The 342-nt window shown below is 71.1% G+C and carries 1 protein-coding gene; it reads left to right on the top strand.

From position 1 onward, the window contains the following. A partial coding sequence (locus PUR61_RS17530; protein ID WP_443035186.1) for a hypothetical protein occupies window positions 1-342 on the top strand: 342 nt, incomplete at both ends.

Below are 342 nucleotides of genomic sequence, written 5' to 3' on the forward strand. Positions count from 1 at the left end.
CCCGCCCGGAGGCCGACCATGCCGCCACCGAACTCACCGCCCGCACCACCGCCGACACCACGGATCTGCGCGAAGCCGCCGAAACACACGCCGCCCGCGTCCGCACCGAAGCCGAACAAGCCGCCACCGAACACACCGACCGCACCACCGACGAAACCACCGCACTGATCGAAGCCGCCGAAACACACCCCTACCACGACCGCACCGACGCCGAACAAGCCGCCACCGCACTCACCGACCGCACCACCGCCGAAACCACGGCACTGCGCGACGCCGCCGAGGCACACGCCACCCGCGTCCGCACCGAAGCCGAACAAGCCGCCACCGAACTCACCGACCGCA

Origin of the sequence: Streptomyces sp. BE20, assembly GCF_036322525.1 — a bacterium.
In the GTDB taxonomy this organism is placed as follows: Bacteria; Actinomycetota; Actinomycetes; order Streptomycetales; family Streptomycetaceae; genus Kitasatospora.